The organism is Ensifer sp. ENS10 (assembly GCF_014852025.1).
Taxonomy (GTDB): domain Bacteria; phylum Pseudomonadota; class Alphaproteobacteria; order Rhizobiales; family Rhizobiaceae; genus Ensifer.
Genome location: NZ_JACVAS010000014.1, coordinates 1 through 25,704 on the forward strand (window position 1 = coordinate 1; position 25,704 = coordinate 25,704).

General features: G+C 59.4%; 23 protein-coding genes and 4 pseudogenes. 19 read left to right on the forward strand and 8 right to left on the reverse strand.

Going from position 1 to position 25,704, the window contains the following annotated elements:
* Positions 1–96 precede the first annotated feature (96 nt).
* From IB265_RS32055 to IB265_RS37065, 7 genes and pseudogenes are all read left to right on the forward strand, one after another.
* Positions 97–888 carry a hypothetical protein gene (locus tag IB265_RS32055; protein WP_192495774.1) on the forward strand — a complete coding sequence of 264 codons (792 nt, stop codon included), beginning with the start codon at positions 97–99 and terminating at the stop codon, positions 886–888.
* A 192-nt stretch (positions 889–1,080) separates the two neighbouring features.
* Positions 1,081–1,413: a hypothetical protein gene (locus IB265_RS32060; RefSeq protein WP_162728089.1), complete on the forward strand. Its 333-nt coding sequence runs from the start codon at positions 1,081–1,083 to the stop codon at positions 1,411–1,413.
* Between the two features lie 92 nt (positions 1,414–1,505).
* On the forward strand, positions 1,506–2,594 hold the full coding sequence (locus IB265_RS32065; protein ID WP_113737913.1) for a YihY/virulence factor BrkB family protein: 1,089 nt from the start codon (positions 1,506–1,508) through the stop codon (positions 2,592–2,594).
* A 1,509-nt stretch (positions 2,595–4,103) separates the two neighbouring features.
* Positions 4,104–4,484 carry a hypothetical protein gene (locus tag IB265_RS32070; RefSeq protein ID WP_192495775.1) on the forward strand — a complete coding sequence of 127 codons (381 nt, stop codon included), beginning with the start codon at positions 4,104–4,106 and terminating at the stop codon, positions 4,482–4,484.
* A 423-nt stretch (positions 4,485–4,907) separates the two neighbouring features.
* A complete protein-coding gene (locus IB265_RS32075; protein WP_113737922.1) occupies positions 4,908–7,019 on the forward strand; it encodes a catalase in 2,112 nt (703 codons plus the stop codon).
* 351 nt (positions 7,020–7,370) lie between these two features.
* On the forward strand, positions 7,371–8,468 hold the full coding sequence (locus tag IB265_RS32080; RefSeq protein WP_192495776.1) for a PHB depolymerase family esterase: 1,098 nt from the start codon (positions 7,371–7,373) through the stop codon (positions 8,466–8,468).
* A 42-nt stretch (positions 8,469–8,510) separates the two neighbouring features.
* Positions 8,511–8,719 (forward strand): annotated as a pseudogene (locus tag IB265_RS37065) (SDR family oxidoreductase); the annotation flags it as partial.
* 130 nt (positions 8,720–8,849) lie between these two features.
* On the opposite strand, the pseudogene IB265_RS37070 reads toward IB265_RS37065, so the two are convergent.
* The 4 genes and pseudogenes from IB265_RS37070 to IB265_RS37870 all read right to left on the reverse strand — a co-directional run.
* A pseudogene (locus IB265_RS37070) lies at positions 8,850–8,974 on the reverse strand (low affinity iron permease family protein); the annotation flags it as partial.
* A gap of 969 nt (positions 8,975–9,943) precedes the next feature.
* Positions 9,944–10,282, reverse strand: a complete 339-nt coding sequence (locus IB265_RS32085; RefSeq protein ID WP_309140547.1) for a response regulator — start codon at positions 10,280–10,282, stop codon at positions 9,944–9,946.
* Positions 10,272–13,772: a PAS domain-containing protein gene (locus IB265_RS32090; RefSeq protein ID WP_309140553.1), complete on the reverse strand. Its 3,501-nt coding sequence runs from the start codon at positions 13,770–13,772 to the stop codon at positions 10,272–10,274. Before IB265_RS32090 ends, IB265_RS32085 begins: the two co-directional genes overlap by 11 nt.
* Positions 13,773–13,850: 78 nt before the next feature.
* Positions 13,851–14,651: pseudogene (locus tag IB265_RS37870) on the reverse strand (chemotaxis protein CheB); the annotation flags it as partial.
* 305 nt (positions 14,652–14,956) lie between these two features.
* Between IB265_RS37870 and IB265_RS32095 the strand changes: the two are divergent.
* Together IB265_RS32095 and IB265_RS32100 are read left to right on the forward strand one after the other, a co-directional pair.
* A complete protein-coding gene (locus IB265_RS32095; RefSeq protein WP_057250062.1) occupies positions 14,957–15,475 on the forward strand; it encodes a sigma-70 family RNA polymerase sigma factor in 519 nt (172 codons plus the stop codon).
* 149 nt (positions 15,476–15,624) lie between these two features.
* The gene (locus IB265_RS32100) at positions 15,625–15,957 is read left to right on the forward strand and encodes a hypothetical protein (RefSeq protein WP_192495778.1); all 333 of its coding nucleotides are present in this window, start codon (positions 15,625–15,627) and stop codon (positions 15,955–15,957) included.
* A gap of 130 nt (positions 15,958–16,087) precedes the next feature.
* Here IB265_RS32100 and IB265_RS32105 read toward each other — a convergent pair whose 3' ends face one another.
* Together IB265_RS32105 and IB265_RS32110 are read right to left on the reverse strand one after the other, a co-directional pair.
* Positions 16,088–16,579 (reverse strand): ferritin-like domain-containing protein, encoded by a 492-nt coding sequence (locus IB265_RS32105; RefSeq protein ID WP_113737906.1) that lies wholly within the window; start codon positions 16,577–16,579, stop codon positions 16,088–16,090.
* Positions 16,580–16,912: 333 nt separating this feature from the next.
* Complete coding sequence (locus IB265_RS32110; protein WP_192495779.1) at positions 16,913–17,227, reverse strand: plasmid stabilization protein; 315 nt, start codon at positions 17,225–17,227, stop codon at positions 16,913–16,915.
* 617 nt (positions 17,228–17,844) lie between these two features.
* Between IB265_RS32110 and IB265_RS32115 the strand changes: the two genes are divergently transcribed.
* The 4 genes from IB265_RS32115 (at position 17,845) to IB265_RS32130 (ending at position 19,742) form a co-directional block, all read left to right on the forward strand.
* Positions 17,845–18,012 carry a hypothetical protein gene (locus IB265_RS32115; protein WP_113737904.1) on the forward strand — a complete coding sequence of 56 codons (168 nt, stop codon included), beginning with the start codon at positions 17,845–17,847 and terminating at the stop codon, positions 18,010–18,012.
* Positions 18,013–18,138: 126 nt separating this feature from the next.
* Complete coding sequence (locus IB265_RS32120) at positions 18,139–18,996, forward strand: TIGR02587 family membrane protein (protein WP_192495780.1); 858 nt, start codon at positions 18,139–18,141, stop codon at positions 18,994–18,996.
* Between the two features lie 7 nt (positions 18,997–19,003).
* Positions 19,004–19,411, forward strand: a complete 408-nt coding sequence (locus IB265_RS32125; RefSeq protein ID WP_057250055.1) for a hypothetical protein — start codon at positions 19,004–19,006, stop codon at positions 19,409–19,411.
* Between the two features lie 124 nt (positions 19,412–19,535).
* Entirely contained in the window at positions 19,536–19,742 is a 207-nt protein-coding gene (locus tag IB265_RS32130; RefSeq protein WP_192495781.1) for a hypothetical protein, read from the forward strand.
* Here the strand turns inward: IB265_RS32130 and IB265_RS32135 are convergent.
* Entirely contained in the window at positions 19,739–20,821 is a 1,083-nt protein-coding gene (locus IB265_RS32135; protein ID WP_113737902.1) for a putative zinc-binding metallopeptidase, read from the reverse strand. The genes IB265_RS32130 and IB265_RS32135 overlap by 4 nt on opposite strands.
* Before the next feature lie 298 nt (positions 20,822–21,119).
* Here IB265_RS32135 and IB265_RS32140 point away from each other — a divergent pair, with 298 nt between their 5' ends.
* The 5 genes from IB265_RS32140 to IB265_RS32160 all read left to right on the forward strand — a co-directional run bounded on the left by IB265_RS32140 (position 21,120) and on the right by IB265_RS32160 (position 24,513).
* Positions 21,120–22,340 (forward strand): FAD-binding oxidoreductase, encoded by a 1,221-nt coding sequence (locus IB265_RS32140; RefSeq protein WP_057250050.1) that lies wholly within the window; start codon positions 21,120–21,122, stop codon positions 22,338–22,340.
* 168 nt (positions 22,341–22,508) lie between these two features.
* Positions 22,509–22,808, forward strand: coding sequence for a PRC-barrel domain-containing protein (locus IB265_RS32145; RefSeq protein ID WP_057250048.1), 300 nt, complete (start codon positions 22,509–22,511; stop codon positions 22,806–22,808).
* A 311-nt stretch (positions 22,809–23,119) separates the two neighbouring features.
* Positions 23,120–23,374 carry a hypothetical protein gene (locus tag IB265_RS32150; RefSeq protein WP_057250045.1) on the forward strand — a complete coding sequence of 85 codons (255 nt, stop codon included), beginning with the start codon at positions 23,120–23,122 and terminating at the stop codon, positions 23,372–23,374.
* A gap of 203 nt (positions 23,375–23,577) precedes the next feature.
* Positions 23,578–23,898 (forward strand): PepSY domain-containing protein, encoded by a 321-nt coding sequence (locus IB265_RS32155; protein ID WP_057250042.1) that lies wholly within the window; start codon positions 23,578–23,580, stop codon positions 23,896–23,898.
* Between the two features lie 21 nt (positions 23,899–23,919).
* A complete protein-coding gene (locus IB265_RS32160) occupies positions 23,920–24,513 on the forward strand; it encodes a general stress protein (protein ID WP_057250040.1) in 594 nt (197 codons plus the stop codon).
* Positions 24,514–24,776: 263 nt separating this feature from the next.
* Here the strand turns inward: IB265_RS32160 and IB265_RS32165 are convergent, their stop codons facing one another.
* Complete coding sequence (locus IB265_RS32165) at positions 24,777–25,040, reverse strand: hypothetical protein (RefSeq protein WP_057250038.1); 264 nt, start codon at positions 25,038–25,040, stop codon at positions 24,777–24,779.
* A 223-nt stretch (positions 25,041–25,263) separates the two neighbouring features.
* Here IB265_RS32165 and IB265_RS37080 point away from each other — a divergent pair.
* Positions 25,264–25,600: pseudogene (locus IB265_RS37080) on the forward strand (alpha/beta fold hydrolase); the annotation flags it as partial.
* Between the last annotated feature and the right edge of the window lie 104 nt (positions 25,601–25,704).

Below are 25,704 nucleotides of genomic sequence, written 5' to 3' on the forward strand. Positions count from 1 at the left end.
TGACCCAAGGGGTATCTTCAGAGCCGGAAACCGGCCGGTCTTTGATTGGAATCGTGGCCGGCTTCAAATCGGAACGGTGGCCGGATTTTGATCGGAATGGTGGCCGGCTTCAGATCGGAATCCGCAATCAGGATGCTGAGCCGCCTGGACGATGGCGCCTTAATGCGGGGGGCCTTCCTGCTGCTATTGGCGTTGACGACGGTCTTTCTCCTTATCGATGTTCGCGAAATCGCAACGAAGAGACAGCTGCCAACCTTCGATCCATCCCACCCGATGCCCTTCTTACCACCTGCCGGAACCAAGGCGGATCCGGACCGGCCTACGGTAAACCCGGCAAGCCCAATCGAAGATCTAGCCAAGCCCATGACGTTCAATCTTGGTCCAGGGGGCTGCTTGCTTGCTGAAGGAACGCTCGACCTAGGCGCAGCCTTGCGATTTGCTCGCGAGGTCGAACAACGCGGCGAATATATCAAAACCGTAGAGCTCAACTCGCCGGGGGGCTCGGTAGACGACGCATTGGCGATCTCCAGGCTGATCCGAGAAAAGCGGCTGAACACCAAAGTGGCATCGAGAGCACTGTGCGCATCCTCATGCCCGATTATCCTGTCAGGCGGAGTCGAGCGCCTTGCGGAATCCGACGCGGTCGTCGGCGTGCATCAGCTCTTCAGCGACAGCAATGATCGGCCGACGCCACAGGAAGCCATGTCGGCAGCCCAGTCCGCCACTGCCCGGATCGCGCGCCATCTCGACGCGATGGGTATTTCTGCCGGCCTTTGGTTCCACGCTTTGGAAACCCCTCCGGATCATCTCTATTATTTGACGGCGCAGGAAATGGCCGATTTTCGGCTCACGACAAAGGCCGCGGCTCGCGCCAAGAAGAAGAACTAGGTCGACGCAAGCGATCCAAGAGGGCGTTCGGCCAGGCTCCGCCAGCAACGACGGGTTCTCTCGTCCGGTCTTTCGAGGTCAAAGTGGCTCTCAAAAGCATCAGGTTTCGGCGCGCTCGGTGCGGCTCAGGAGCGCGATGGTGGAACAACGGTCATCCTCCTCGGTTGAATGGAACCAGAGGAGGGCCAGGCCATGACGGATCAGACACATGATGAAAGCGTTGTCCAAGCATCGCAGTTAGCCGACACGCCAAGCGACGAGAGTGATCGTGCGACATCAGGCAGCGCTGACGTCCGATCCTACTATCCTACTCGAGAGGCGCAGCTAGAGGCTTTGCGAACAGACGTGATCCGGCTTAGCACGGAACTCGCAGCCATCGCGGCCGGAACCTCGAGGCTGGCCGTGCTTGAGGCGAACGTCGTCGTCCAAGCGGTAGAAAACAAGCTCAGACGCCACATCGTTCCGGCAATCGTTGTGGCTGGCGTCGTGGGGTACCTCTGGACCGCGCTCGCGCGGCCTCGCTGAGCCCTTGGGGTCCGACGGCACTGGCCACGACGTTTTCGCCGCATCCACTTCGCGTGGCGCGCATTAGAAAGGAAAAGCGAGAGGAACCTTCGATGGTCCTGAAATTTACCGATCGTCAAATCGCCGTCAGCATTTGTGCGATCGCGGTGATCGCACTTTGCCTCAACCGATCAAACGGGCGAACTCTGCGCGCCAGGCAGGACGAGCCTCTCTATCCTCTGAGTGAAGATACAGACCAAAGTCGCGGCCGCAGCGCCGATGTTCCCGAGGACATCCCTCGAAAGGGGCTCTATGACGTGCTTTGGCGCGTCGTACACGAAGTGTCCGGTGACCGGGTCGCGCTCGTCGCGGCTGGAGTCACGTTTTATCTGCTTCTTGCGCTGTTTCCAGCATTGGGCGCGATCGTGGCCCTTTACGGACTGCTCGCCGATCCCGTCGATATTGCGGAGCACTTGAGAACGCTCGCTTACGTCCTCCCCCCGGGGGCCTTCGACATTCTCGCCACCCAGGTTCGCGCACTCGTGCAGATACGTGACGCGACCTTGAGCCTTGCTTTTTTCATCGGCTTCGCCGTTGCCCTTTGGAGTGCCCGAAACGGTACGCTCGCGCTGTTCGACGCAATGAATGTTGCGTACCAGGAAGTCGAAAAGCGAGGATTTGTCAGACTCAACCTCATTGCCATCGTCTTTACGCTCTGCGCCATGATCGCCCTCATCCTGATGATAGTCATCACCGCCGTGCTATCCACACTACTTCGAGTTGCGTTCCTTGATCCAACGAACGAAACCGTGGTCCTCCTGGCTGGCTGGTCCCTTGTGGTCGTCGCCGCATTGACGGGAGCGGCGGTGGTGTATCGTGTCGGTCCCAGTCGCCAGCCGGCGAAACTCCGCTGGTTGACGTGGGGATCGGTCTTCGCAACATCCGCGTGGATTGTGATGTCTCTGGGCTATGCCTGGTATCTCAACAACCTTGCTGACTACGCAGCCAGTTACGGTGCGTTGGGCGGCCTTGTCGGGTTCCTCATATGGCTCTGGTTGTCAGTGACCCTGCTGATCGTGGGTGCGGAGCTCAATGCTGAACTTGAGCATCAAACCGCAAAGGACTCAACTACCGGCAGGCCGCTTCCCATGGGCCTTCGTGGAGCCCATATGGCCGACACTATCGGCAAAGCGGCAAGATGATGGCGTGTGCGCTGCGGATGTCTCCGTCCTTCGAACTTCGGGGACGAGTCCTGAGGCTCGGGACGGTGGACGGGCCGTGGGTTTGCAAAAACACCAGCGCCCGGCTGTCGCTAGCCGGTCGAACTGCGAGCATCCGACCTCGATAGGCCCCACACCGAGCGGGGACACTGATGACAACAGTGGGGGCCAGAGGCGCCTCGATCGATCGGGTCGAGGATCGAGAGCATCCCCAAACCTAGGCGCGGCGGAACAGGTTCTTCCATGGGACTTCAGTCCCAGACGAGAACATTCCGGGACGGTGGCCGTTCCGAGAGCGGTACGTTTTCCTCTAACGAAGTCCATCGAGGCACTCGCTTGGCCCCATCGTCGTCCTTGTGGGCCGGTCCACTCCCTGCCAGCAGGAACCTTTGCGTCGGAGGTGCGTTTTTGGCGTGTCGTGGTCCCACCCCCGCTCGCGATCGCAGACTTCACCAAATCCCCCGAGTGAAGTCCGAAGGTAGCCTCTGGCCTCGTCACCCCGGCGGGCCATTTCTTTTCATGCCCTGGCCCCTAGACTGGTGCGCCGGGCACCAGCAACGGCGCAAGCCGCCGGCAATTAGCAGCCGCGCCTATTGATCTTTGATTCGCGCGATTAACCCAAAAAGGTACAATCCTTCAGTGTCCCGCCTGGACGGCTTAGCGAGCGAGTTTGGCCGCTCGCCCTAACTTGGAGGGTTAAAATGCTATCAGCCTACTCTCGAATGCTGCTTCCTGGCGACCTTGAAAAGTTGCAGGCCGTGTTTGATGAGGTTCTCAGAGAATACAGACTTCCGGCTGATTGCGAGGATGCGCAGTTTCTCGCGTCGCGGCTGATCCAACTGTATCAAGACGTTTGCGACCCCGCCTCGCTTCGAGCGAAGATGGGATCCAGCCCGCCGCCGGCCTAGACGCCACATCCGGAACCTTTTTTGACGATGCGCGTTCATTGCGTGCCTACGATCCACTACCCCCCGGATCTAGGCTGAGGCTCCATCCACTATGCCCAGAATGGAGCCCATTGGCACTACTCCGTGCCGAGGCCCCGCTCTCCCCGGACGGGGCCGTTTCTTTTTCCGCATGGGAACCACTTTTAGAGACTGTGGTTTGAGGACCGGCGATGATCCTCCCCCAAGGATCCAGCCGGGCTTCATGGGGTAATCCCTTTCCCCGCGTAGGAGCCCATCAATGCCATGATGCAGCCTCGTTGGCCCCGACGCCCCGTCGGGGCCATTTCTCTTCGAGGAACATGCGCGTTGGGCTCGCCAATGATCCAAAATCCTTCGGATCAAGGTAGAACTCCGAGGTTCAAGCGGAGGTGGGGCTATTCTATTGCAACTTAGGGAACACGCCCTGGCGCTCTGCCGCCATGCAGAAGGGGGCACCAGCTTCGCCGCTCAAGCAGCAATCTGGTGCGGAACAAATGCATTCGCCTCGCCGTTGGACTTTGGAACGGCAGCAGGCAGGCGCAGAAGTAGATCAGGAAGAATTCCGATGGCCCGCAGGATCAAAGATGAGAAGGTACAGAAAATTAACCTCATGTTGAGCCAGGCCGTTACGGCAATGCGCGTTAACGAAAGATTGCTATGCGAATTGTTGCGGTGGGCTGCCGACCAATGCGATGATCCAAACCGGTTCATCCATGACCTCGTGGAGAAAGCTAGAAACGATCTGACACGTGCCGGCATGGACGACAGTATGACGTCTTTGATCACCACTCACGAAGCGCTCGAATACCTCGATCATCTCGCCACGGAGATCCAGGAGATTCGGGCGAAGGGCTCTCCAGCCGGAAATGCCGGCGAGGGCAGCGATATACCCCAACTATCCACATTCCAGTTCCATGACTTGCGCGGTCATGCCCCTGACACATGAGGCGGCGTGCCAACGCTCTTAACCGGCCTGTCGATGGCTGGCAGCACCGACCTGGTGCCGTTCGGTTTCACACAAGTCATCACCTATGCGCTGTCGGTCGCAGCGATTGTGATCACCAGCGTCGTTTTGATCCAAGGCTATCGCGATACGGCGGCAATCCACAAACACAGAAAGCGGTACCGATGGACCTTCCGCACGCCTTCGCGTCCAGAACTTGCTTCGTGGCCTGTGGCGACTCCCTCGCCGGCCTTCTGGCGGGCCTCGTTCGGAAAAGACACCGTCTGCCCGCGCCATCTAACCCGCGTAGGGGGCGAAATAGGTCGCGCCGGTCGCAACACGCACGGCTGCTCGGAACTTACACGTTCTCTGGGGATTGGGGAGAACGTCCAGAATTCGTTTCACTCATTCTCAAGGAATATGGAGATGGCCAGATCTGCCAGGCAATCATCGGGCAAGCCCGCGACGATCCATGATCAAAAGCTCGCACGCGGAAACGGCGGCGAACTCCATCAGTTCGCCGATGGCGACGCGGAGGTCCTGACGACAGCGCAGGGCGGACCGGTTTCCGATGACCAGAATACGTTAAAAATCGGCGAGCGCGGACCGGCGCTTATCGAGGATTTTCATTTCCGCGAGAAGATTTTCCATTTCGATCACGAACGCATTCCCGAGCGCGTCGTGCATGCGCGTGGTTACGGCGCCCACGGATACTTTGAGACCTATGAATCGCTAGCGGCTCACACCCGCGCCGACATCTTCCAACGCGCCGGAGAGAAGACGCCGGTCTTTGTGCGATTTTCGACGGTCGCAGGATCCAAAGGCTCGTTCGATCTCGCGCGCGACGTGCGCGGCTTTGCAGTTAAATTCTATACGAAGGAAGGCAACTGGGACCTCGTCGGCAACAATATCCCAGTCTTTTTCATTCAGGATGCAATCAAATTTCCCGACGTCATCCACTCGGTGAAGCCAGAGCCTGACCGCGCCTTTCCGCAGGCGCAATCGGCCCATGACAATTTCTGGGATTTCATTTCGCTGACGCCGGAATCAATGCACATGATCATGTGGGTGATGTCGGACCGCGCCATCCCCCGTTCCTTCCGTTTCATGCAGGGGTTTGGGGTTCATACCTTCCGGCTGGTCAACGCGAAGGACGAGTCAACCTTCGTCAAGTTCATTTGGAAGCCGAAACTCGGCATGCAGTCGGTCGTCTGGAATGAAGCGGTCAAGATCAATGGGGCTGATCCGGATTTCCATCGACGCGACTTATGGAATGCGATCCGCTCCGGCGATTTCCCAGAATGGGAGTTGAACCTTCAGCTGTTCGACCAGAATTTTGCCGATAACTTCGACTTCGACGTGCTCGATCCGACCAAGATCATCCCCGAGGAGATTGTTGAGCCGCTACCAGTCGGCCGGCTAGTGCTCGACCGGATGCCCGACAATTTCTTTGCCGAGACCGAGCAGGTGGCGTTCATGACACAAAACGTACCGCCCGGCATAGACTTCTCAAACGACCCGCTGCTCCAGGGCCGCAACTTTTCCTACCTCGACACGCAGCTTAAGCGTCTCGGCGGCCCGAACTTTACTCATATCCCGATCAACGCGCCGAAGTGTCCGTTCCACCATTTCCAGCAGGACGGCCACATGGCCACGCGCAATCCCGTGGGACGGGTCAATTACCAGCCGAACTCGTGGGGCGAGGGCCCGCGAGAAAGTCCACAACAGGGATTCCCGACATTCGCGAAGTTAGAGGAAGGCCAGAAGGCCCGGCTCCGTCCCCAAAGCTTCGCCGACCATTATAGCCAAGCGCGGCAGTTCTTCATCAGTCAGACCGCAACGGAACAACGCCATATTGTGACGGCGCTTACGTTCGAGCTGAGCAAATGCGAGAATCCGGTAATTCGCGAGCGTATGGTCGCCCATCTCCTCAATATCGATGAAACGCTCGGCACGACGGTCGCGGGCAAGCTTGGTATCAAGAAGCTTCCTAAGCCTGCCGATGCGGCAGTGCCGCCTCGCGACGACCTGCCGGCATCTCCGGCCCTCAGTATCATTGGGAACGGGCCCAAGAGCTTCGCCGGGCGGAAAGTGGGCGTGCTGGTAACTGCCGGCGCAGACGCGGCACTTCTTAAGAAACTGCAGTCGGCGATCGAAAAGGAGGGCGCCGTCATGGAGGTGGTCGCACCGAAGGTTGGGGGCGTAGAAGCAGCGGATGGCAGCTGGATAGAGGGCAAACACATGGTCGACGGCGGACCGTCCGTCCTCTTCGACGCAATAGCACTGATCCTTTCCGAGAACGGCGCTGAGCGGCTGACAAAAGAAGCCGCGGCTCACGATTTCGTTTCCGACGCCTTCGCCCACTGCAAGTTCATAGCATTCTCGCCCCAGGCGCTTCCGCTCCTGAAACACGTAGGCGTCGACCCGGAACTGGACGAGGGAGTGATTGCACTCAGCGATCCGAAAGCAGTTCATTCATTCATTCAGGCCTGTCGCGAGCTCCGGCTCTGGGGCCGAGAGACAGCGGTCAAGCTTTAACCGAAACCAACAACGAGAGCTTCTTATGTGATCAATACGGAAACCTCTGTGCCTCACAATAGATCGTGCGACGCACGCGACGAACTGCCGGATGGCTATGGTACCGAGATTTCGGTCTCGGTGGTGAGCAGGGGAAACCGATCTCGGTTGCCACCCTCACATTTAGCAACCGTTGGCTTGGTTGATGCATTTTCTGAGCACCCCGTTCCGGGTCGCCACCTGCAAGTTTAAGCATCTCCCATTGAAACATTGCGCCGCAGCATTATCTTGTGCAGTGCAGCAATATATTCCTGAAGCTACCTGAGGCCGCTATGATCGCCATCCTGGCCGTTACGGCCTGGAGATTTTGTCATGCGCTCGCTGGCCAACACCCTCGCCTTGCTCAAGCAGTTCCGCACAAATCCAGCTGCCCCTCGGGGTGAAGGCCTCCTGGCTCCATTCGAAGCCTTTGGATCGAACCCCGGCGAGCTTGAGGCAAGAGTTCACGTGCCATCCACGGTGGTTCCGCGGCCGGCGCTTGTCGTCGTGTTGCACGGCTGCACCCAGACGGCGGCGACATATGATACTGGATCTGGATGGAGCAAATTGGCCGACGATCACGGCTTTGTCGTTTTGTTTCCTCAGCAGACCCGCAGCAACAACGCCAATCTCTGCTTCAATTGGTTCCAGCCGAACGATATCGCGCGCGGCCGAGGCGAGGCCCTTTCAATCTACCAGATGATCGTGACCGCCGAAGCGCGCTACGGCATCGATGCCAGCCGGGTCTATATCACCGGCCTGTCGGCAGGCGGCGCTATGGCGAATGTGATGCTGGCGACCTATCCCGAAGTCTTTGCCGGCGGGGCAATCATAGCGGGCCTTCCCTATGGAACTGCATACACGATACCCCAGGCGTTCGACCGTATGCGGGCGCACGGTATGCCCGACGGAAAGTCGCTTCAAAACCTGCTTCGATCTGCGTCCAAATCAAAGGGTCCCTGGCCTTCAATATCGGTCTGGCAGGGAACCCAAGACACTACCGTCAACTCCGCCAACGCAGACGCGATTGTCGAGCAATGGCAGGGCATTCACCAGACAAGAGCGTCCCCTCGGGCAGACCAACCAAGGTCACGGCTTGAACGCCTGGTCTGGGTCGATGCTGACGGGACGGAACGCCTTCAGCTCTATCGCGTCAAGGGCATGGGCCACGGCACGCCAATCGACGTCAAAAGCGGTTACGGGCGGGCGGGGCCATATATGCTCGACGTTGGCATTTCGTCGACCGAGGAAATTGCGCGGTCATTCGGAATTTTAGCACCGGCTTTGAACCACGCATCGCATGGCGCCAACATTGACGTCCCTGCGCCCATCTCACGCAGCAATGGTGACAGCCCGCGTCAAGCAGGACCGACGGACGGCATTCGGCGGACCATCGAGGACGCGCTGCGTGCGGCGGGACTGATGCGCTAGCCGCACCCGCATCCCTCCCCGTGTCTCTGGCAAAGCGACCGAAAGGGTATTCGGGTGAACGCGGGCGGGCCGGGTCCGCCCCAGCGACAAGGAGGCGCAGGATGTATCGAAGTTCGGTGCCAACGTGCCGATGAAACGTCCAGCCCAGCCCGAGGAGATTACTCCTGCCTACGTCTTTTTTGGCTCTCCCATGCTCCAGCTGCATCACCGGTGAGATTTTGGCGATCATCGGTGGTTGGGTCCCACCTTAGCTTGCCCCGTTTGATCCGGGATGCTCTTCGTAGAAGAGCTCCTAGTTGCCGCAGGCTTTAATCGGACTTTCTCGCCGGCGTTCCGCTGGTTGATGCCATAAATCTCCCCAAGTATCGCTGAAGCCAAAAAAAAAAACGGTCCGCATACGGCCCAGGCGACAACCAGGAAGACCGCGGCGACAAAGGTACCTGGTTTGCCGGAGAGTTGGCTACCGTCGTTGCAAACGTGGAAAAGAAGATGCTCTTTTCGCTCACCTTGTCCTCGCTCGCCACGCTGAACCTGGGGCATAACCCGCAGACGATCTCGACGATGCCGTTGGATGTCGGCTCTCCGCCTACATGGCTACCTATGCACCTCGTGAGCTCTTCACTGCAAGGCGCCGCGTCGCACCTAACCTTGGAACACAATTCGGACTCCACAATGCAGAAGCGGAATGGTGTAGGTTGATCGAGTTGTAGCGCTTCGCCGCGTTGAGCCAGCACCGGACTTGCGTCCTTGACGATTTCACTAGCGGGCTCGCGGGGGAAATCATGGCTAGGACAAGATCGGTTTTTGCCATGTCGTGGCATCCCGGCAAACACCCAAGATCAGGACAATGAATTTGTGATGGGAACAAACCTGCCATCCAGCGATTTTGCGTTTGCAAACCAACAGGTGGATAATGGCTAGTTATACACAGCAATCGATCGAAGATCAGATCGCCGACTTGCGTTCCCAGGTCGAAGAGGTGAGGCAAGCTTTCAGTGCGCGAGTCAGCTCAGCGACCGAGGAGGCATCAGAACTCGCCAGGAGCGCAGTCCAAACGGTCCGCAAGCAGGGACAAGGGGCGATCGGGGCCGCGCGCGACAATCCCGGTACGGCAACGGCAATTGTAAGTACCGCCGGCTTGCTCGGATTCGGCATAGGCCTGTACTTGGGGCTTTCTACGGCGAGCCGGCTTCGGATGTGATGGCAGTTATCGCATCAATTCGGCTACAAGGCTTCCAACCCGAAACGCGCGAACATCACTCAAGTCGAGCTTGGGCAGGGCGTTGGGCAACCGCAAACGTTCATCTCCAAGTCTGAGTTTGGGAAGCGCCGGTTGGATATTGCCGCGTTCGTGGCGGTCAGCCGCGCTGTCGACCCCGAACCTCATGCGATCAAGCGCAAGGCAGACGCTCGCAATGAGTGAGCACTTCCGATCAATCATCCGTCGTAGAGGCGTGTCGATAGCATTGCCGACGTCAGTCAGCCACACCCGCGCAAGCTTCCGTAAGTGCCCGCCTCAATTCTCGGGGTTCATAGGGCTTCTGCAACGTGGGCGTGTCGCGAAATTCATCCGAAAGGCCATCTGTGCCGTAGCCGGTGGCAAAGACAAACGGGATGTTGCGCCGGCGCAAGATTGCGGCGGCGGAAAAGGACGTTTCGCCGCCCAGGTTGATGTCGAGAAACGCAAAATCGATATCTGCGCGAGTGGCGAGTTGCACTGCTTTGTCGAGTCGGGTGGCGCAGGCCACCACACAATGTCCCATTCCTGTGAGAAGGTCCTCAAGGTTTAGCGCGACGAGAACTTCATCCTCCACGATCAGGATCCGCCTCGCCTCCGCTCGGGCCACTTCGCCCTCCCAACAACTCTTCGCCAGCGGATATTGGTGCAACGATGGTGCACTCAAGGCCGGAGGACTTGTACCCAACGCGCACCTCTCCTCGAAGTTCCGACGCCAGCGCCCGTTCGATCAGGAGCGAGCCAAAACCCTTGCGTGTTGGCTGAACAACCGGAGGTCCGCCGCTCTCCTGCCAACGCAGAACGAGCTGCCGCTCGGCCCCGTTGCCCTCGAGTTGCCATGCGATCAGGACGTGACCGTTTTCCGAGGTGAGCGCGCCGTATTTCGCAGCATTTGTGCTGAGCTCGTGCAGTGCCATGGCAAACGCCAACGCGGCACTCGGCGACAGTCGGATCCTCGGCCCTTCGATCTCGAAGCGGTTTTCTCCCCCGGCATGGGGCCCGACGGTATCGGCGACGATTTCGCGCAGGTCCGCGCTTTGCCAGCTCTCTCGCGTCAGCACGTCGTGCGCCTTGGACAGATTGATCAGCCGCGACCCGAAAGCCTCGCGGGCTTGTTCTAGCGTCGATGCGTGGCCAAGCGTCTGGGCCGCGATGGATTGAATAACGGCCATCGTGTTCTTGACGCGGTGGTTGAGTTCCCCCATCAGCGTTTTGCGGTGTTCGTCGGCGCGCTGGCGCTCGGTCATGTCCCGCGCGATCGTGGAGGCACCGATGACAATGCCTGCGGCATCCTTCAGCGGCGATATGGTCAGCGAAACCCAGACTTCACTCCCGTCCTTCCGCTGGCGCAGCGTCTCGTAGTGCTGAATGTGTTCGCCCCTTCGGACGCGCTCCAGGATATCCAACTCCTCGTCGTGGCGGTCCGGGGGCACCAGGGTCATGATCGATCGGCCGACAACTTCATCGGCAGCATAGCCGAACAGCCGGGCCGCTCCGCTGTTCCAACTTTTGACGATGCCGTCGAGGGACTTGCTGATGATCGCATCGTCCGATGATTCGACGATCGCGGCGAGGCGTTGCGCCACCGCCTCGGCCTGCTTGCGCTCGGTGATATCTACCAGCATGTTCACGCCCCCGGTGACCTTGCCCGAAGCATCGCGCAAGGGCGTCGGATAAGCCAGGAAAGGCACGCGCACGCCGTCGGGTCGCTCGGCCACCGCTTCGGCACCGTGTATCGGCCTCTTCTCCCTCAGTGCGACCGCCATGGGGCACTCGTCATGCGACAAGGGCGTGCCGTCCGGTCGATACAAGCGCCAGGATCCGCACCATTCATCCGTGCCCAGCTCCGGAGTGCGGCCCCACAATTCGGCAGCAGCCGGATTGTAGGAGGTGAGCCGGCCCGCGGCGTCGGTGGTGTAGACCGCGCCCGGCAGCGACCCGACAAGATCCCTCAGGCGCTGCTCGCTGGCGCGAATCGTACCATCCGCCTCCCTGCGTTCGGTAATGTCCTCGATGGCCAGCAGGATCAGCGCGTCGCGGCCGTCGCCTTCAGAGAGTTGGCGGGCGTTCAGCATCATGCTGCGCCGGCCGAGGTCGCGAAATTCGTGCTCGACCTCGTAGTCGGTTACCGATTTATGCTTCGATAGCACTTCCTCGAGGAGCGTCCGCAGGGCCGGAATGTCCCATTGCCCATTGCCGAGCGCATAGAGCAGCCTGCCGTCGGTGTCTTTCGGCAAAACCCTGAACAGTTCGTAAAAGGCGGGATTGGCCGAGACCACGCGCTGTTCGGCGTCGAGGACGATCAAGGGCTGCCTTACCGTCCTGACGATCGCTTCGGCATAGCGCCGCGCCTCGTCGACGGCCTGGGCTGCCTTGCGTCGCGCGGTGATGTCGCTGAAGGTGATCACCACGCCGGCGATGTGGTTGTCGCGCGTGCGGTAGGGGAGCATGCGCCTGAGGTACCAGCGTCCGGTGTCACCACGAACCTCGGCCTCGATGGTCGTGAGCTTTTTCAACACCGTCTTCGCGTCGGACAGCAGGTTTTCGTCCGAGAACTTCCGCGCGAAGTGGGTAATTGGCCGCCCGATGTCGGAACTCACGAGATTGAAGAGCTCCTTCATCGCCGGCGCAAACCAAGTAATCGCCAATTCGTCGTCGAGAAACAGCGTTGCCGTCTCCGAGCCCGCCAGCAGGTTGTTCAAATCGTTGGTGGTGCGCTCCAGTTCCACGATCTTGTGCTGGAGCTGGCTGTTGACGGTATTCAGTTCCTCGTTGAAGGACTGCAACTCTTCCTTGGAGGTTTCGAGCTCCTCGTTGGTGGACTGAAGTTCCTCGTTCATCGAGATCGCTTCCTCGTTTGAAGCCTTCAGCTCCTCGTTGGCGGTCTCGAGGTGCTCGATAGTGTCGCGCAGCTCGGCGCGCATCGACATCAGTTCCTCCTGAAGCGCTCGCTCGCCGGACGTCGTTTCCATGGCATCGCGGACAGGCGGGTCGTTGGATGCGGCAGCAGACTCATCCGGCGCGAAGCTGACCAGAGCCAGTTTCCCGCCTTGTGGCGAGACGGGCAGCGGCATCACGGTCATGGCGATCCTACGGGAAGATCCGTTCTGAAGTACGTGCGCATGTGCCGTGACGGTCTTGTCGCCCCTCGTGGCTTCGCGTATCGCGCCGCGAAGTTTGAGGCCCAGTCCGTCCCGCGTCATGGCGATGAGATCTCTGGTCGGCTGTCCCGAGGGCTGCTCCAGGTAGTCGCGTGTCGTTCCGTGGAAATAGACGACGCGGCCCTTGTGATCGATCAACACCGATGCAGGGGCGTAGCGCTCCAGCAGGGCCCGGCGTGCGATTTCAGCCAGTGGCGCCGTTTCCGATGGTACCGAGCGCGGCTCGCCCGTGGCCCCGGTGCTGGCGGATCCACGCAGCGGCCGATAATCGATGAGATCGTGCCGGGTTGGTCCAGTGCGGCGATAGATGCGCCATTTCTTCGATATGGTGTCGAAGAGATCGTCATGCCGCCCGATCGTCTCGGCATTGCCTAAAAACAGATGCCCGTCCGGGCGCAAGGCGAAGTGGCATTGGGCGATGACGCGCTGCTGCGCCACCGGCTCCAGATAAATCAGGAAATTGCGACAGGAAATGAGGTCGAGCCGCGAGAACGGCGGATCGCGAAGCAGGTTCTGTGCGGCGAACACGACCGTATCGCGAAGCTCCTTGGTGACCTGGAACGAGCCGTCGAGCTTTTCGAAGAAGCGGCGGAGGCGTTCGGGCGAAAAGCCTGCCAGGGCGGCGGCGGGATAGATGCCGTCACGCGCCTTGCGCAGATTGTCCTCCTGTGCGTCCGTGGCGAAGACCTTCAGGTCGAAGCGCTTTGCGGCAGCTTCGGCGTGCTCGGTTATCAGCATGGCGGCGGCGTAGGCTTCTTCTCCCGTGGCGCAGGCAGGAACCCAGACCCTAATCTGTGCGCCGCTCTCGCGCCCTGCAACGAGGGGGACGATCACAAGTTTGGCGAGCGCCTCCCATGCCTCGGGATCGCGGAAAAACCCGCTAACGCTGATCATCAGGTCCGCCACCAAAGCGGCGGCCTCGTCCGGATTGGCCCGCAGATCGTTGAGATAGTCCGCGGTCGTGTCGATGTTCCTCAACCCCATGCGACGATGGATACGCCGCCTCAGTGTGTTGCGCTTGTAGTTGCCGAAATCGTGCCCGTTTCGAGCGTGCACGACCTTCAGAATCTGTTCGATCGTCGCTTCCCCGTTCGCGCGGTCGGTCTCTACCTCGGCGGGATCGGAAACGTAGCCATGGTTGACGTAGGCGATCAGGGTCGCGGGCATTCTGTCCGGCGCAAGAACGTGGTCGGCAAGACCGGCAGCGATCGCGCTCCTCGGCATGCCATCGAATTTGGCCGTCTCCGGCGCTTGTATCAGGCTCATGCCGCCTTCGGCTCGGATGTCCTTCAGGCCTTCGGTGCCGTCGCTCCCTGTCCCGGAAAGCACGATCGCGACCGAACGCTCGCGCTGCTCCGCGGCGATCGAGGCAAACAGCAGGTCGACGGGATGCCGCTGCCCGCGAGGCTCCGCCGGCCTTGATACTTTCAATGCCCCTTCCGCCAAATTGAGATCGGTGTCGGGGGCGATGACGTAAACGTGGTCAGGCACGAGCGTCATTCCGTCCTCGACCTGTACCACCGGCATCCTGGTGTGGCTGCTCAGAATGCGGGCCATTTCGCTTTCGCGCTTCGGATCGAGATGCAGCACCACGACGAAGGCACAACCGCTGTCGGCCGGCATGGCGTCGAAGAAGTTGCCCAACGCCTCGATGCCGCCGGCAGACGCGCCGATTCCGACGACGGGAATGCCCGCGATAGCGGCGGGACCTGCCTCGCTCGTATCGTCGATGCGCCTTCGTCCAGCTGTCGCTGTGTGACCAGTTACAATTGAATTGCTTGCCATGGGTACGCCTGTTCATGATGCACACAGCGGTCGAACGCGACGAGAAAGCGTGCGCATGCGCAGGCACCACCGTTGCATAGATGCCATTCTAGCTTATTCAAACCTCTGTGTATCAATGTCGCCCGCGTGAAGATCAAGGCTGCCTTGTTCTAGCCCCCGCGGTCTTGCCGGGCTTTGATCTGTCCCGCTGAATGCGGGAGGCAAGGGCGCCTGTCGCTTCTGCCCTCTGCATTGTAGCGGGAACTTAAGTGCCGACCGCGCATTGTTAGAAAGAGCAAATTCAGCTATTGCGAAAGGCAGTTACAATGCCTTCTGTCCACGAAACGGTCCAGCGGTCTCGGCCGCTGGAGAGCCAGGTTGTTGACCTCATTCCGGCGCTTAGGGCCTTTGCGCGCACCTTTGTGTCGTCGAGCTTCGAAGCGGATGATCTGCTGCAGGAAACGCTTTTTCGAGCACTGCGCGGCATTGACGGTTTCCAACCGGGAACCAATCTTAAGTCCTGGCTTTTCACCATCATGCACAACGCTTTCCGGACTCAGTACAAGCTGCGCCGGCGCGAGTCCCCGGGCCTCGTTAACTGCGCCGAGCTACCGATCCCGATGCCGGCACCGCAGGACTGGTGCGTCTTAACCGTGGAACTGTGCAGCGCTCTCGACACTATGGCACCCGACCATCGCGAGGTGCTGATCCTCGTTGCTGGATATGGGCTGAGCTACAAGGAAGCCGCCGACATCTGCGACTGTGCTGTCGGCACGATCAAGAGCAGGCTCAGCCGAGCGCGCGAGGAGCTTGCCTACCGGATGAGCGGCGTTCCGCTTCCCTGAAATTGCCTCCACCGCTTCCTTAAACAGAACGGACAAACACTTCGGATCAGGATACCAGAATCCAGCATGACCGTTTCGCCCCGATTTGTGGGTGGCTGGAATCGGTGGGGTCGCCCCGGGGGCGCAATATCGTTTGCGACGATGAATTCATGCTCGGCAACCAGTACCCGCAGTTGCTGCAAGTCCCGTATCATTTCTCATCCTCGATCCGCTTCACTTCACTGGTCGCCTCGATTCTCCTTGAAGCTTGGGCGTTGGGCATTGGCCACAACTCGACGCGAATCGAGGGCTTTTTGCAGCCTGTTTGCGAGTATCAGCAGACGATTCGGTATATCGTCGATTTCCGCGTACCCGGCGCCAACGTGATCGCCCGGAGGGTCCGTCGCCAACCTATTCGCGGGGTGGTCGCTCGTCTTCTTGCCGGAAGCCATCTTCGTCCTACATTTCGTTGCGAGGTCGCGCTCGTTCGTCACTTTCGATGACGAGACCTGGACCTCCTGGGACCACTCGCTTCATCACTACGCCTTGGGCGGTCTACAGAGTTGAAACTGATATTCGATGAAGCGGCAAGGACGCTTGGAGGCGACGGCGCCCTCAAGCGTCCAAACGCCATCAGGCAGCGGCCTTGATGTTCGCCGCCGTCACCGCAAGCTTGCTAAGGGCCTTGTCGGTGGCGCCTTCTTCCTGCAGGGTCTGATCGAGAAGCGACACCGCCTCTTGCAGCCCGAGCTGCTTGGCCCAGGTCTTCAGAGTGCCATAGCGAGAAATTTCATAGTGCTCGACCGCCTGGGCCGACGAGATGAGGCCAGCGTCAAGTGCGGGGCTCCCCTTGAATTCCTCCATGATCTCCTCGCTCTCTGCAATAATTCCCTGAATGGCCTCGCAGGTCTTTCCCTGGGCGCGCTTGCCGAAAATTTCAAAGACCTGTTGCAAGCGTTCCACATGGACTTCGGTTTCGTCCCGGTGCTTTTCGAACGCTGCCTTGCTGTCCGGCAGTTGCGCCGCGCGTGCCATCTTCGGCAGCGCTTTCAGGATCTGCCGTTCAGCGTAGTAGATGTCCTTCAGGCCATCATGAAACAGCGTTTCAAGCGTCTTCTCTGGCATGGCAACCTCCTTTACGGTGTGGTGGAGCCGCTCCAACATCGCCCAGCTGCAATGGTTCCGAACGGGAACAAAATGCGGTTTGGAAGACTCGGCTCGTAGGCGCACGACCTTCGCTCGGCACAGGTTCAGGCGGAGCGTCGATCGCGCCCGAGGAAAAATGAGTGAGAACCAACGCAGCCGAGCGCCTATTCGGTTTTGCTTTGCGGGGTCGGCTGATTGGAAAGGGGCTTACCTTAGAACCGTACCAAGTCCGCACGGTTCCGCCCAAAATCCCTGCTGACGATTGCGTCAAACGATGACTTCACGATTGCGGCAAGCTGAGCCTCAATGGCACTAGTGAGAGGTGCTGTGCTCGTTTCGCTTGCGCGTTGCGGCGGCCTTCTTTGCGGATGCTGAGCGCTCAGCTTTAGGGCGTCCCGCGGCAGCCCGACCGCCGACGTGCCCGCCCTTTTTGGCGGATTCGTTGGTGTCGGACTGGCCGCGGCCCGAACCGGACTTGTTGCCACCGCCGCTGTCCTTGTTCACAGTGGCCCAGGCACGGCGCTCCGCCTCCTTCTCCGACACGCCACGTTTTTCGTAGCCTTCGGCGATATGGTCCGCCTTGCGTTCCTGTTTGTCGGTGTACTTCGATTTATCTCCGCGGGGCATGGCGTATCTCCTTCTCTTGAGGCCCCGCCCAACCGGCGCGCCGATCAAACGTTCCCTTGCTGGCCCTCCACACGCCGCCGGTGGGAACCAAGGCGGCGAAGTCTGGTTTGACGTACATCGCTCCGGTGGCCTCCCTTGGGGGGCCATTTTTTGAGGAGGCCGTCGACCGGTAACTTTCATTATAAAGGCGGCCGGGCTCTGCCCGGCAGCACCCGCCGCTCGAATGTCAGCCGCCGCGGCTCAATCGGGCTGACAATTGATCCTGACGATGACGCGGCCGGGGTCGGCGAGACTTTCAGCAAGCCGCTGAACAACGTCTGCGCCCCCCGGCAGATCGACTGCCCCTTCAATAACGACGCTGTTTCCAAGCACCCTGAATGTGAGGTTTCGCGTCTCCAAGAATGCCTCCGCATTCAAGGCACGTTTGATAGACGCAACGAGGCCCGAGATGTCGGCTCCCTCGCCGCCTCGGCAATCGAACTCCGGTAGGATCAAGACCATCGCCAGCCTCCTCCTTTCCTGCGCCCAACACTCTGATTGGTGCGATGTTCCGCAGGCTTGGTATGCCGGCTGAGCCGGCGCGATCCGGGAATGACCGACCTTAGCTAGGAGCAGCCGTGCGCATCGCCCTTCTCGTCAACAACGTCACGAAAGAGATGCTGACAATCGCGGAAACTCTCCACCAGAAGCTCGTTGAGGACGGTACGTTCCTGGTCGGCCTCGATATCGTCGGGGCAAGTTGCTGGAGATCAGTTTACACCCGGCGGGCTTCAGACCATTCGTGAAACTTTGTGATGTCGACTTCTGCGAAGACATCCTGGATTCGCTGGAGAACAAGGTCCAGATCAGGAAAACGAGGAACTTGCGGAGCTTGTCGACGTTTTGAGATGGCAGCCGAAAAGGGGACCGGAATGGCGATCGAGCAAACGCATGTCAATTTCGACCACAGTCGATTTTCCAAGGGCCTGGCGCGCGGATTGGCTGGCGCACTGCTCTTTGCGCTGCCCATGTTCCTGACGATGGAGATGTGGGAACTCGGGCTCTATATCGACCGATCAAGGCTCCTTCTGTTGCTCCTCGTCAACATCCCCTTGCTCATCCTCCTGGCGCGCCGGATCGGGTTTGAAAATATTTCGACCTGGCATGAGGCAGTGCGCGATGCCAGCATTGCCTATTTCCTGGGTCTGTTGGCCAGCGCCTTCGTGCTGTCTGCCCTAGGCGTTCTGAGCGTCGGGCACGCTCTACCCGAGGCGGCAGGCATGATCGCCATTCAGACGGTTCCGGCCAGCATCGGTGCGTTGCTTGGTCGCAGCGAATTGGGCGGGCGCGACGATGATGACGAGGACGCACAGGACCCCCTCGACGATGATGCGCAAAGTGGCTACGGCGGCGAGCTCTTCATGATGGCCGTCGGCGCCTTGTTTCTCGGATTGAATGTCGCCCCGACCGAGGAAATGATCCTGATTTCCTTCAAGATGTCAGCCTGGCACGCAATCGCACTCATCATTTCGTCCATCGTGCTGATGCATGGTTTTGTCTACGCGCTGTCGTTTTCGGGCGGACACGAACTGGAAGAAGGCACACCCGTTTGGCATGCCCTTATCCGCTTCACGCTCCCCGGCTACGCCGTCGCCTTTGCGATCAGCTTCTACTGTCTCTGGACGTTTCATCGGCTGGACGGCATCGAACTGACCCAGGCGATCATGAGCACGGTGGTGCTTGCATTTCCAAGCGCAATCGGCGCCGCGGCAGCGCGGCTCATTCTCTAGGTGATCTATGGCAAAACCGTCGAAATCCCGCTCGATCGAAAGTGGCGAAGGTCACTGGATCGAATGGCTTACCGGGTCGGTCTCAGCCATCGCTGTGATCGCCCTGATCGGGTGGGTCGGCTTTGAAGCTGCGACGCAGAGCGATGGAGCGCCGGACCTGTCAGTCAAGACGATCAGCAGCGCAAGCCGGGACGGCGGATATCTTGTCATGTTCGACGTCGAAAACGCGGCCGACCGGACTGCCGCCGACGTCGTCGTGCGTGGCGAGATCACGGCCGGAAACACTGTTGTCGAAACGGTCGAGATTACACTCGACTATGTCCCGATGCATTCAAGGACGCGTGCTGGATTGATCTTTCGCAACGAGCCTGCGGGGCGATCCCGGATTTTTGCCACCGGCTTTAGCGAACCGTAGCTTATGGCGACATTGTTCGGGAACCCAGGTTGGTCTCACCTATACTGCCCGTCCAAGCCTGCTCGGCAAGCCCGGCACATTCATTGAAATTGAAGGGAACGCCTCTCTCCTCAAGGACCAAGAGATGTTCAAGAAGCGCTGGGTGAGCGATCTCGAACGCTGGTTCCCGCAAGGGGTGGACACACCCTGGCCTCTTGCTGAAGTCCGCGCGCAGCAGATCAGGTATCGGGATGGTGACGGAGACAAGAAAAATCCCGATCCCGTAGCCAGCAACATGGCTCTCAATATCGTTTCGTCGCATCGTCCCGCCCGGCCCTTGCATCCGGGTTAAAGGCGACCTGTTTGAAGGCGCGCTTCCGCAATCAGCCGATTGATAAAATCGAGTTTGGCTATGACCGGTGGCGAAAGAACGAACGGATAAATGTCCCGTTCGCCCATGGATCGCTGGAAGGTGTTAAGGGCCAGGCTGATCGGAACCCAGGCGTCCACCAGTTGCTGAGCATTCTCCGCCCGATAAGGGTCGAAATCGACCTCGACTTCAAGGGCGTGGTGACTTAACGGCTCTATGGATAGCCCGAATGATCTGGTCGTCTCCAGCGTATCGACAATGTGAAACAGGTGGGCCCAGCATTCGGCAAAATCTTCAGATGGGTGGCTGCTTGCGTAAGCGGAAATGAAGGTATCCTGCCAGTCCGCAACTGGCCCGTTGTCGTAGCTTTTTTGGAGCGCTGCTGCGTAGTCTTCGCGCTCGTCACCAAAGAGAGCACGTGCCTCTTCAAGCAAAGCGCCCTTTCGCACCAATTGCTGAAAATAAAAGTGACCGATCTCGTGGCGAAAGTGTCCAAGCAGGGTTCGGTAGGGCTCTCCCATCGAAACACGAACGGTCTCGCGAACGATGTCATCGGCCTCGGCCGCTCGAAGACTGATCAGACCGCTCCGGTGCCCGGTCATTGCAGGGCTGACACCGCCGCCTTCATTGATCGCATCTTCCAGAAAGTCGAAGACCAGACCGCCCTCCGGGTCGACGTCTCTTCCGGGACACGGAAGGCCAAAGCGCAGAATGGAATAGAACAGATGGCGCTGGGCCGCGCCTATTCTATGAAACCTTGCGAGGCCCTCCGGGGTATTGGTGTTGGGGATGAGCCGATTGTAACGTGCAGGAATTGCCAGAAGAATTGGATCGTCGGCCGCAACCAACCAGTTGCTCCCGTCTATGGCTGCGTTGGCACAGAACCGCCAGGTTTCGCCAGGCCGTGAGGGAATGCTCCACAAACCCTCGCCTGCTTCCAAGAGAGTGTGCAGCGTCAATGTGTCTGCAACAAACCCGACCGGCGCATTGTTGGCCCCGACGCTGAAATGATTGTCGAAATAGAGCGGAAACCCGCTGATATCGCATTGGTAGAGCCGCATGCCAAACACCTCTTGCAATGTCGCCGCATCGCTTAACGCGCGAGAAACGAGATCCGGCGAGGCAACTCATGAGATTTTTCCCGCGCGCCTCGCCCGATTTGCAAAGGCTCAGGGTGGGGAGCCTTAAGTCGGAGCTCTGCCGGGTTCGACCGGCGAGCGTTTGACCGAGCACCTTGACTAGTCGACCACCCCACCCATGTCCTTCTCATGTCTCCCCTATCTGACGCGGCACGGGGGAGAGTTCATTGCCGATCTTGGCCGCTTGTTGCCCATAGTACGACGCGTATGGGAGTACGAATTGGAGACAATTACGCGCAAGCGCAAACTGCGGTCCTTCCAGCCATTATGGGCAACCACTCGGAAGATCCAGGTCGCGGCTCAACAGCGCATCCCCGCCAACGTCGTCGACGTGCTGATTGTCGGCGCCGGCATTGGAGGGGCGCTGATGGCCCTGTCCCTTGCCAAACGAAACATGACAATCCTCGTCGTTGATCGACGGCAACCGGTGCAAGGTAGCACTCTGGCCAGCACCGCGATGATCCAGCATGAGATCGACATGCCGTTGCATAGGCTCACGGCGAGGCTTGGGCAAGCAAAAGCTCGGCGCGCTTGGCAGCGCTCCGCCAAGGCCGTGGAAACGCTAACTTCGCTTGTCGATAATCTTGGGATCGACTGCCATCTCGAGCGGAAGAATTCGCTCTACCTCGCTGGAAATGCCTATGGTGCAAGAGCGCTCGCCACAGAGGCGGAAGCACGCGAAAAGGCTGGCATTTCAGCAGTGTTTTTCAATGCCGCGCAACTGCGCGAAAAGTTTGGACTGAAGCGGACCGCTGCGATCGAGTCCACCATCTCCGCGTCGGCAAACCCCGCACAATTAACCGCCGGCGTGTGGCGCAAGGTGCAGGCAGACGGTGTGGCGATCGTAGGAGATACTGAGATCACCGACGTTCGCAGCCTCGATGACTGGAACGCCGCCGCGACATCAAAAGGAGAAATCATACAGGCCAGGCATGTCGTCTTTTGCACGGGCTACGAGTTCCTCGATGTCGCGGCCAACCAAGAGCATCGGATCTTCTCCACCTGGGCGCTTGCAACCAGGCCGCATCATCCGAGGCCCCGTTGGCTCAAGGATTATGTGCTATGGGAGGGATCGGATCCCTACCTCTATTTTCGCTCGACTGCTGATGGCCGCCTCATGGTCGGAGGTGAGGACGAAGAAAGCCCCACAGCATTTCAGGACCCCGTCAAACTCAAGTCCAAATCCAAGACCTTGCGGGCGAAGCTGTCGGCGCTCCTGAAAATACCGATCGCCGAGCCCGCCTATCAATGGGCAGCGGCCTTCGGCGTGACCGCCGACGGGCTGCCGATAATCGGTCCGGTTCCAGGACTCAACAACGTTTATGCTGTGATGGGATATGGCGGAAACGGCATCACCTACAGCCAAATCGCCGCGGAGATCGTGTCGTCAGCAATATTGGGGCACCAGGATCCGGACAGCGAACTTTTTGCGTTTCGCTGAGGTTGCGCGACCTCGCCTTGGACGCGGGTCACCTTCGCAATCGTCTTGTGACTTATCGCAGCAGAGGAGGCTTCTCTCAGGCCAAGGCCAACAGAAAGCTGCTTCATCAATGGAACCGTTTACCGCTGAGCCGGTTCTTTCAGTCCGACATAACCGGAGACTAAAGAGATGGACCATACCAATCACGTGCGCCTTGATCCTTCGGAACTGATACCAGCAAACCTCGAAGGCGCGACCGTTTACGGCGCAGACGATGACAAGGTCGGAACGGTGGATCACCTTCACGGCGTCGGCGCCAACAGCACTGCGATTATTGATGTTGGCGGCTTCCTCGGGATTGGCGCGAAACCGGTCGCGGTGCCATTGGCGGATCTCGACTTCATGCGTGACGATGACGGCGACGTTCACGCCATCACCACCTGGACGAAGGATCAGCTGAAAGAAATGCCAGAGCACCTGGACTCATGACCCGAGCGCAGAGCTGCATCATGGAATGTGGCCATGCGGTGGCAACATGAACATGGCTTCTACCGTCAAAAAAGAAACGGCCTACCCGTCGCCAGGCAGACGATGGGTTGGTTTCGTCAGTGCGCTGGCGGCGCGTCCACCGGGCAAGCGATTATAAGAGCGCAGAATACGCGCGCCTCAAACGCGCCAAATACCTGAAAGTTCCTTGAAAAAACTTCGATTTCGGGCGCCGGTTTGAGGGAACAGATCCGTTGTTGTCCCGTTCAGTCAGCGTGGAAGCCGGTGTTTTGCCGGCCATTGGAGAAACAACCATGATCTTGAAATCTGTCGCTACCCTCGTCGCCATCGCGGCGTTCACTGCACCTGCCCTTGCACAGACGAATGTCATCTGTGACGAAGCCTCGGTTGCCAAGGCCGAACAGCAGATCGGGCAAATCTCCGACGGCGCAAAGAAAATCGAATCCACCAAGGAACTGGCCATGGCGAAAGAAGCCATGACTGCAAATGACGTGGAAAAATGCAAGTCGCATCTCGAGAATGCGATTAAGGGCATGGATGCCATGTAGGCCGGCGCGGCTTCGAGGCGTCTGTTGCCACCCGTCGCAACGCCAATTTCGGAACCTCCCTACCCCGAATTCGAGGAGGTGACACGTATTTTTCGAGAAGTCGAAATCACTGCGTGAATGGCAAAAAACTCGGGAACCAAAAAACTCGAGCAAAGTTTGACCAGTAGTGCCTTCCACGGGCTGAAAACAAGGATGTAGACATCATGAAAAAACTGCTGCTCGCCGCGGTATTCCTCGGCGCAACGACCTTTGGCGCGCTCGCGCAGACTTCGACGCCTCCGGCCACTACGAACGGTGACACACCGGCCGTCGCGACGCCGGACTCCACCAATCCCACCGCCCCGGTCGCCGGGGCAAATAGCTTCACCGAAGAACAGGCCAAGAAACGCATCGTTGAAGCCGGTTACACCGACGTTGCTGGTCTCAAACTCGATAGCGAGGGCGTCTGGCGAGGCAGCGCCATGAAGGACGGAAAGTCTGTCCAGATCGCACTCGACTACCAGGGCAACGTGGTCGCCAACTAATCCCAGCAGCGAGGAACCCCCATGAAAACCGTTAGTGGACTTTTTGACGATTACTCCGATGCACACGCGGCGGTGAGCGCGCTGGAAGATCGCGGCGTGCCGTCTGACGATATCAGTATCGTTTCCAACAATGTCGGTGACCGGTACTCCAACGACAGCAATGCTGCCGAGGGCGCAGGTACAGGCGCAGGCCTAGGTGCTGCAGTTGGTGGCATCGGGGGTCTCTTGACCGGGCTTGGCGTCATGGCCATTCCCGGTGTCGGACCTGTGGTGGCGGCGGGCTGGCTTGCCGCGACGGCAGCCGGTGCAGCAGCCGGCGCAGTCGCCGGTGGCGCTGCGGGGGGACTGATCGGCGCGATGACCGAATCCGGCGTCCCCGAAGAGCATGCCCATGTCTATGCGGAGGGCGTGCGCCGCGGCGGAGCCGTTGTCACCGCCCGGGTTGACGAGAGCCTCTACGCGGACGCCCAGGCCATCCTACGCCGGGGCAGCTGGGTAGATCCCGAACAACGCCGCGCGGCTTACCTCGAGCAAGGCTGGACACGCTTCGACGAAAAGCTCGATCCCTACACTCCCGAAGAGATCGAGAAAGAGCGTCTCCGCTACAGGCCTTGACGGGAACCGGGAGGGCTTCAAAAGCGTTTATTAGCCAGCCCTTAGAACTCGATTTCGGCCCCGCTCGGGGCCGATTTTTTATTGCTAACAACTGCGCGATCACAATCGCACGTCAGTCTCGTCCTCGTGCGACCTCATCGGCCAGCGAGATCCCTTTCAATCCCCAAGTAGCCCTCTCAGTCCGGCAGAATCTCGGACCCTCTTAGCGGTTGGGCAGACGCCTGCGCGGCCAGGCCCTTCAAAAGCCCGCCTCATATTTTGTCCTAGGCGCGATCAACAAACTTGTTGAACCGGCTCAGGCTGCCATCGGCGATTTTGTCCTGGTGCAGGAAAAACAATCGGTTGTGGTCGAATATCCGAAAAAACTCCTCCCATGAAATCGGCTCCAGGTGATCATCCCGTTCGCCGAAATCAATCCGTAAAATCCCACCATCATCGGCGCCCTTCACTCGGGTTGGCCGCCCGTTGCGTGCCTCTGCCCAATGTCGAATCTCGTCATGATCTCGAGTCGTTTCAGCCTTGGTCATCAGCGTTCTCCTCTCGCAATCGTCGCATTACGCGCCGAACAGGCTGAGCATCCATTTGTTCCCGTCGACAATTTCCCAACCCTGGAGCCCACTGCGTTAGTGCCCGGAAGGCGCTGCTCGATCAGAACAGGTAGCCAGGCGGTGCGAGCTTTGGGGAACCGACAACTGCGTTGCATTGTTTCGTTTCCTACCCCTCTGGAGGCACGATTCTTGAGGATTTTCGATGGACAACCGTGTTCGACATCATCGCGTCTCGGTCGCCGGCATCGACACTTTTCGTGAAGCGGGACGGGCGGACGCCCCTGTGGTTTTGCTTCCGCACGGATATCCTGCTCCTCCTACGAATTTCGCAACCTCATGCCGCGTCTTGCAGACCGCTGGAGGCTGCTCGCGCCGGAATTTCCAGGCGCCGGCTACAGCGCATTCCGGAAGATGTCGACTACAGCGTTGACGGCTAGGCCACCTGGCTCGAGGTCTTCATTGACGCGATGAAAGTCGACCGGTTTGTCCTCTACCTACACGATTTCGATCCCCCAATCGGAGGCCATTCGACGACCCGAACGTATGGTGGGACATCCAGCTGCTCGGAACCCATCTCGACGAAGTCGCTGCGTTGGTTGTAGGCTTCCTCCCGCGCGTTCACTCGGCATGATCGCTCGCGCGA

What these genes read in the sequence shown, in the direction of transcription:
- IB265_RS32065 (WP_113737913.1), top strand. Translation starts at nt 1,506, where the DNA reads ATGGTCCTGAAATTTACCGATCGTCAAATCGCCGTCAGCATTTGTGCG.
- IB265_RS32120 (WP_192495780.1), top strand. Translation starts at nt 18,139, where the DNA reads ATGGCGATCGAGCAAACGCATGTCAATTTCGACCACAGTCGATTTTCC.
- IB265_RS32080 (WP_192495776.1), top strand. Translation starts at nt 7,371, where the DNA reads ATGCGCTCGCTGGCCAACACCCTCGCCTTGCTCAAGCAGTTCCGCACA.
- IB265_RS32095 (WP_057250062.1), top strand. Translation starts at nt 14,957, where the DNA reads ATGCCTTCTGTCCACGAAACGGTCCAGCGGTCTCGGCCGCTGGAGAGC.
- IB265_RS32110 (WP_192495779.1), bottom strand. Translation starts at nt 17,227, where the DNA reads ATGCCCCGCGGAGATAAATCGAAGTACACCGACAAACAGGAACGCAAG.
- IB265_RS32125 (WP_057250055.1), top strand. Translation starts at nt 19,004, where the DNA reads ATGGCAAAACCGTCGAAATCCCGCTCGATCGAAAGTGGCGAAGGTCAC.
- IB265_RS32145 (WP_057250048.1), top strand. Translation starts at nt 22,509, where the DNA reads ATGGACCATACCAATCACGTGCGCCTTGATCCTTCGGAACTGATACCA.
- IB265_RS32135 (WP_113737902.1), bottom strand. Translation starts at nt 20,821, where the DNA reads ATGCGGCTCTACCAATGCGATATCAGCGGGTTTCCGCTCTATTTCGAC.
- IB265_RS32160 (WP_057250040.1), top strand. Translation starts at nt 23,920, where the DNA reads ATGAAAACCGTTAGTGGACTTTTTGACGATTACTCCGATGCACACGCG.
- IB265_RS32070 (WP_192495775.1), top strand. Translation starts at nt 4,104, where the DNA reads ATGGCCCGCAGGATCAAAGATGAGAAGGTACAGAAAATTAACCTCATG.
- IB265_RS32100 (WP_192495778.1), top strand. Translation starts at nt 15,625, where the DNA reads ATGCTCGGCAACCAGTACCCGCAGTTGCTGCAAGTCCCGTATCATTTC.
- IB265_RS32105 (WP_113737906.1), bottom strand. Translation starts at nt 16,579, where the DNA reads ATGCCAGAGAAGACGCTTGAAACGCTGTTTCATGATGGCCTGAAGGAC.
- IB265_RS32060 (WP_162728089.1), top strand. Translation starts at nt 1,081, where the DNA reads ATGACGGATCAGACACATGATGAAAGCGTTGTCCAAGCATCGCAGTTA.
- IB265_RS32055 (WP_192495774.1), top strand. Translation starts at nt 97, where the DNA reads ATGGTGGCCGGCTTCAGATCGGAATCCGCAATCAGGATGCTGAGCCGC.
- IB265_RS32130 (WP_192495781.1), top strand. Translation starts at nt 19,536, where the DNA reads ATGTTCAAGAAGCGCTGGGTGAGCGATCTCGAACGCTGGTTCCCGCAA.
- IB265_RS32075 (WP_113737922.1), top strand. Translation starts at nt 4,908, where the DNA reads ATGGCCAGATCTGCCAGGCAATCATCGGGCAAGCCCGCGACGATCCAT.
- IB265_RS32155 (WP_057250042.1), top strand. Translation starts at nt 23,578, where the DNA reads ATGAAAAAACTGCTGCTCGCCGCGGTATTCCTCGGCGCAACGACCTTT.
- IB265_RS32165 (WP_057250038.1), bottom strand. Translation starts at nt 25,040, where the DNA reads ATGACCAAGGCTGAAACGACTCGAGATCATGACGAGATTCGACATTGG.
- IB265_RS32150 (WP_057250045.1), top strand. Translation starts at nt 23,120, where the DNA reads ATGATCTTGAAATCTGTCGCTACCCTCGTCGCCATCGCGGCGTTCACT.